This window comes from Allochromatium humboldtianum (assembly GCF_013385175.1).
GTDB classification, from domain to species: domain Bacteria; phylum Pseudomonadota; class Gammaproteobacteria; order Chromatiales; family Chromatiaceae; genus Thermochromatium; species Thermochromatium humboldtianum.
The window spans coordinates 1-4,803 of record NZ_JABZEO010000045.1 but is presented as its reverse complement, the minus strand read 5'-3'; the positions used below and the strand labels follow the sequence as shown (position 1 = coordinate 4,803).

General features: G+C 52.0%; 9 protein-coding genes. 5 read left to right on the top strand and 4 right to left on the bottom strand.

The features are described 5' to 3' along the window. Window positions 1–439, top strand: a 439-nt coding sequence (locus HW932_RS21320) for an RNA-guided endonuclease TnpB family protein (protein ID WP_176978460.1), incomplete at its 5' end; no start/stop codon positions are given. A gap of 240 nt (window positions 440–679) precedes the next feature. Here HW932_RS21320 and HW932_RS21315 read toward each other — a convergent pair. From HW932_RS21315 to HW932_RS21305, 3 genes are read right to left on the bottom strand one after another with little or no spacing between them, the layout of a single operon-like run. Further along, the gene (locus HW932_RS21315) at window positions 680–1,144 is read right to left on the bottom strand and encodes a PIN domain-containing protein (protein WP_176978459.1); all 465 of its coding nucleotides are present in this window, start codon (window positions 1,142–1,144) and stop codon (window positions 680–682) included. A 38-nt stretch (window positions 1,145–1,182) separates the two neighbouring features. Next, complete coding sequence (locus HW932_RS21310; RefSeq protein WP_176978458.1) at window positions 1,183–1,869, bottom strand: NYN domain-containing protein; 687 nt, start codon at window positions 1,867–1,869, stop codon at window positions 1,183–1,185. Beyond that, window positions 1,857–2,519 (bottom strand): hypothetical protein, encoded by a 663-nt coding sequence (locus tag HW932_RS21305; protein WP_176978457.1) that lies wholly within the window; start codon window positions 2,517–2,519, stop codon window positions 1,857–1,859. The genes HW932_RS21310 and HW932_RS21305 overlap by 13 nt, the downstream gene beginning before the upstream one ends. 147 nt (window positions 2,520–2,666) lie before the next feature. On the opposite strand from HW932_RS21305, the gene HW932_RS21300 reads away from it, so the two are divergent. From HW932_RS21300 to HW932_RS21285, 4 genes are all read left to right on the top strand, one after another. Continuing rightward, window positions 2,667–2,933 carry a WGR domain-containing protein gene (locus HW932_RS21300; RefSeq protein ID WP_343047452.1) on the top strand — a complete coding sequence of 89 codons (267 nt, stop codon included), beginning with the start codon at window positions 2,667–2,669 and terminating at the stop codon, window positions 2,931–2,933. Between the two features lie 56 nt (window positions 2,934–2,989). After that, on the top strand, window positions 2,990–3,469 hold the full coding sequence (locus HW932_RS21295) for a hypothetical protein (protein WP_176978456.1): 480 nt from the start codon (window positions 2,990–2,992) through the stop codon (window positions 3,467–3,469). Between the two features lie 104 nt (window positions 3,470–3,573). Beyond that, entirely contained in the window at window positions 3,574–4,014 is a 441-nt protein-coding gene (locus HW932_RS21290; protein ID WP_176978455.1) for a hypothetical protein, read from the top strand. Between the two features lie 74 nt (window positions 4,015–4,088). Continuing rightward, complete coding sequence (locus tag HW932_RS21285) at window positions 4,089–4,535, top strand: hypothetical protein (protein ID WP_176978454.1); 447 nt, start codon at window positions 4,089–4,091, stop codon at window positions 4,533–4,535. A gap of 60 nt (window positions 4,536–4,595) precedes the next feature. On the opposite strand, the gene HW932_RS21705 is transcribed toward HW932_RS21285, so the two are convergent. Beyond that, window positions 4,596–4,803 (bottom strand): hypothetical protein (locus tag HW932_RS21705; protein ID WP_222932486.1); only part of this gene is annotated, 208 nt, incomplete at its 5' end.

Genomic DNA, 4,803 nt, shown 5'->3' with positions numbered 1-4,803 from the left:
CTCGCGCTCGGCCAAACGGCATCTGCAACGACTGCGCAAGCGCGAAGCGCGCTTTCGGCGCAACCACAACCACGTTCTCTCCAAGCGCCTGGTCAAAAAAGCCAAAGACACCGGTCGCGGACTCGCCCTGGAAGACCTCAAGGGGATTCGCGCCCGGACCACGGTACGGAAATCTGATCGGGCCAAACACAGCGGTTGGTCGTTCCATCAGCTGCGCCAGTTCATCGCTTACAAGGCGCTGATCGCCGGCGTGCCGGTGGCCATCGTCGATCCGCGCCATACCAGCCGGACCTGTCCGGTCTGCGGGTGCGTGGACAAGGCCAACCGCGTGTCGCAATCCGAGTTTCGCTGTAGCGCCTGCGGGCATACGGCGAACGCGGATGTCAATGCGGCGATCAATATCGCCGCGCGGGCCGTGTGTCATGCGTGCCCATCGTAGCGTGCGATGACGACGACGGACTGTCCGAGTACAGCTACAAGCCCCCGGCTTTAGCCGTGGGGTACATGACAGGATTCGCTACGGCGGTATCCTGGACAGGCGAAACGGTCCAGATATCGCTGGACGACATCTACCAGAAAGCCCAAGAGGCTTTCGGCGTCGAACCGTCTCGGGCGTCGTATTGATTTAACACCAAACCCCGTCGGCTTTGCTGACGGGGTTTTCTTGCGTCTGCTTTCGCTAGTATGCAGGCTGGCTCGCTTTGCTCCTGGACAAAAGGCAAATTGGAACAGTTGTGTTCCGCTTTTTTAACGCTTGACCTGTATTTGCGTAAGCCAGAGAAACCTGAAGCCCGCACCCTTGAGCCCACTCCGCAGCCGACACCAGCACATCATCTCGAGAAATGATGATGACATGCCGCGAAGCATTGCAGAATCCGCGCAAATTTTGACCAAGCTCCAAGATCAGTGCGGCATCTGCTGCGTCTGGATGACAGGGGACAACGATCGATTCGATTTGAATATGAGGATCGAAATCTCGAAGCGCTTTGACCCACGCCTCATTAGGTTTTCCGTTACTATTTCCAGCGATCGTGGCCGAAAAAACGCGATTGTTGTTTCGGTTAATATACCCAAAGAGTGAGCTTGCGACATTTGCCGACTGATTGTCGGCGTCAATGAAAAGCGAAAATTTTACGCCGCACATAACACTTCCTCATCCAGGCTGACCCGAAACAAGACGGATCAAAAGCACCACTCTTGCTTGCTTTTTCCGCATGTTTTAATGCCAGGGATCTGCCTTAAAACTGATTTGCGCTCTTTACCTGTCGTGTAACCCAATTTAACCAACAACAGTCCGACATCGCTCTTGGAGTATCCCCCGTCTTTTTTGCGCTTGCAGGTTGATCGAATACGATCGATAACCGCCTTGATTTCAAGGGATGGTGAGTCTTTTTTTGATCGCGACGAAGAGGGGTTAAGTGTTTTAGCGATTGGCAAAACACTGATAGAATTGTTCTTATTTTCTTTTTCTATTTCCTTCGAAGATCCAAGATAGGCTAGGAATATCTTTGCTCCGCATGCCTCGGCTGTTTTTGCGGCTGAAGCAAAAATTTTATCCCTTGAAACAATGATTGCATGTTGTGATTCCTGGCAAAAAACTTGAAGATCTTTGCCCAAATGAAGTATCAGCGCCGCATCGGCGGCATTAGGTTTGTTGTCGACCACAATGGATTTAATGTTAATCCCAGGGCTTAAATTTTCAAGCTCTTTAACCCAAGCGTCATTGAGCTTTCCGTGATTTTTTCCTGCAATAGTGGCGGAAACAATCTTCCCTCCAGAGGCTTTCTCGATATACTCGAATAGTGATCGAGCAAATCTCGCGGGCTGGTTATCAGCATCAACAAACAGCGAAAAATTCACGCCGCACATGCCAACTTCCTCGCTACGTCCGCCCGAAAAAAATTGGAGGTATGTTTCACTATTTGATTACCGACATCCAGCACTTCGCGCATTTGCTGAACGCTTAAGCGCTCTTTGTTGACGAATGTCAGCATGGCCCAACACATCGGATAGTCGCGATCCGGAACCGCGATCACGGCCCCGCCCCTGGCCGGTAAAAGTGCGTGGCCTTTACTGGGCGGCTCCAACAGTAGAGACGCCAGAAAGGCCGATTGCAACGACAGCAAAGCCTGGCGAGGGTGTGCGACATCAAGCCTCTGCATCGTTCGCTGAACCAGATGGTTCGTGATGATCACCGGCAGCGGTTGTGATTCGATGGTGAAGTCTTTGGCCCGCGCGCGGATGGCGTATCCGTACCACTGAGGCGTGATTTTCTCACCATCGGCAATCTCTGTGCTCGGGTAATAGACCCCATGGATGTAAAGCTCTGCATTCTTTCCGCGACCCACGAACGCGGGCGGTGCCATCGCCACCGACGAGCGATCTTTTGCCTGCATCTTGACGACCTGCCGCAGCCAAGCCGCGCGGGTGTTCGCTGGCAGAAGTTCTCCCTGGAACCCGTCCTGGATCAGCTTGCGCGTGTAGCCTTTATACAGGGCGGAAGCAATCGACTCGTGCATAGCAATCTCCAAAATTACAAGCGATTATTGAAAATAATGATACAGACAACACGCGCTTGTAAACTCAGAAATATCAATAGCCGAATACCATTTCGCGCGTTCTTGTTATATTCTTAAAATGATCTTATTCTTTCATGGAGCACGCCTGTGAAATCCTCCACAAAAGATTCCATCCGCACGATGTTTCGCTGGATTCATCCGACGAAGCGGCGCTACTACATTGCCAGTCCGATCCAGGATCTGTTCGGTGACTGGGCGTTGGTGGTGTGCTGGGGTGGATTGGATTCGCATCTGGGCGGGACGCGAACGGTGTGGGCGGCCTCAGTGTCTGAGATCGAGCGGCAGATTGCGGCCATCAGCCGGCGACGGCAGCGGCATGGGTATGTCGAAGCCCCTGCTCGCCCCCTTTCCTGACCGGCAATTCCTCCTGAAGCCTGGACCTCCGTTCAGGCATGTGAGAGGAGAACTCGATGTCTCAATCCATGCGTTTCCGACTGTTCATCAATCAGGCGGAAGGGAAGATGTGGGCGATTGGTGTGTATTCGGTTGATCCTGAATCTGGTCACACTGGATCATGGATGACAATGTGGGGGCCGCTGAATAAGGTTGATACACACATAGGAAGCGGCTACTGGTTCTCGCATATAGGAAAGCTTAAGCCGCTCGATGATTATGATGCAGTTCGCCGCCTCATAAAATCAAAGCTTGCTAAAGGCTATACGGAAAAGCGCGTTTCATTGATCGACGATTGGGAATTTGTCCCGTATCCAAAATATGGTACACAACAGGGGCGTTCAAAGATGCTGGTGGCTGAGTCAGACTTGCCAGTCAGATCCAAGTCAACGGCTCCTGTCGCAGATCATCCGACTGTGGTCCACGATGGGACTGCATTGACGCTGCCTAACGCCGAAGATCTCAACGCTGCTGGCTACGCGCAGATCTCTCTCTGAGACGCAGACCACCCGCCCCGTACTCCCATGGAGACGGGGCTTTTTTGTGCCCGACAACTCCCTCTGAAGCCGGACCTTCCGTTCGGCATTAAGAGGAAAACGAGATGTCGACTCAGCCGTTAAACATGCAGTTCAGAGTATTTCTGAATCGTTCAGAAGGGAAAATGTGGGCCGTTGGCTTCAACCATGACGACCGGATATGGACCACGCTTTGGGGTGTGATCCGTGAGGAATCAGAGTATACCTATCGCTTCACACATGAACGAGATCTAAAACCACTCAACCACCAAGGTGAAGTGGACGATATTATCGATTCCAAGCTGGCTAAAGGTTACGAGGAAGTGGGCGAAACGTATAACACCTTTCGACGGTATTGGTGCTTCGTCCGTGATCCAAACCATGCAAAAACCTTGCGCCTGTCTTTTTCGTTAGACGTCGCCCAAGAACGCTCGTTGGGTTCAGAGGCGATCGAAGAAGTCACCACCATCGCTGCGCCCGATGATACGGCACTTGATGCTGCCGGCTACGCGCCGATTGGCTTCTGACCAAACAATAGCCCTGTACTCCCATGGAGACGGGGCTTTTATCGGTATTTAAATCACGCATTCGGAGAAAATCCATGCAAAACATGCGATTTCGGGTATTTGTCAATCCTGTTGAAGAAAAAGTCTGGGCGATCGGCATAGGCGCATATTTTGAGAGCCTCGATTTCGAGAGGACCAATGAATTTTGGACGACCACGCTTTGGGATCGAGCAAATGAATCGCCTAAGCATCACTTTCATTTCAATGAAGTGAAACCATTACATCGAATGAAGGCGCGAGTGGTCTTGGATGAAATTCAGGCTAAGCGTCGTGATGGGTACTTTGAAGTTTTGCTCCCTATGATCGAGAGCAACTGGGGATTCGTCCTAGATCCAACGTCCGTTGAGCCAACACTTGTTCCAAACAGTGCGGGCGTGGAAGATGAGGAAGATGCTCTAGTGAGCAATGTCGCGCTCACGGACATCCTGGAGATCGACGAGAAAAAGCTCGAAAGGGCTGGATACATCGCGATCGACATCTAACGGATTGGCCTTGGCCGCTAAACCCCGGTTCCTATGGGACCGGGGTTTTTCTTTAATTTTTCAATGAAACCATCGACGCGCATGAGTCGGAACCGTTGGCGGAAATAGCTGCTCCAACAGTTTTTCGTTCGGTGATTGCTCACAGATTTTGACCACGCGCCGCCAGTTAGCTTTTGCAGCCCGCAGTGTGCTTTCTGGAACGCGCGACAGCACAACCGTCCAAAAACGATCGCGGAAAGGAATGTGCAGATCCTCTGCCGCTGTCCAC

Excerpts from the sequence above, each read along its gene's own strand:
- HW932_RS21315 (WP_176978459.1), bottom strand. The coding sequence starts at position 1,144 with ATGTGCGGCGTAAAATTTTCGCTTTTCATTGACGCCGACAATCAGTCG.
- HW932_RS21310 (WP_176978458.1), bottom strand. The coding sequence starts at position 1,869 with ATGTGCGGCGTGAATTTTTCGCTGTTTGTTGATGCTGATAACCAGCCC.
- HW932_RS21305 (WP_176978457.1), bottom strand. The coding sequence starts at position 2,519 with ATGCACGAGTCGATTGCTTCCGCCCTGTATAAAGGCTACACGCGCAAG.
- HW932_RS21295 (WP_176978456.1), top strand. The coding sequence starts at position 2,990 with ATGTCTCAATCCATGCGTTTCCGACTGTTCATCAATCAGGCGGAAGGG.
- HW932_RS21290 (WP_176978455.1), top strand. The coding sequence starts at position 3,574 with ATGTCGACTCAGCCGTTAAACATGCAGTTCAGAGTATTTCTGAATCGT.
- HW932_RS21285 (WP_176978454.1), top strand. The coding sequence starts at position 4,089 with ATGCAAAACATGCGATTTCGGGTATTTGTCAATCCTGTTGAAGAAAAA.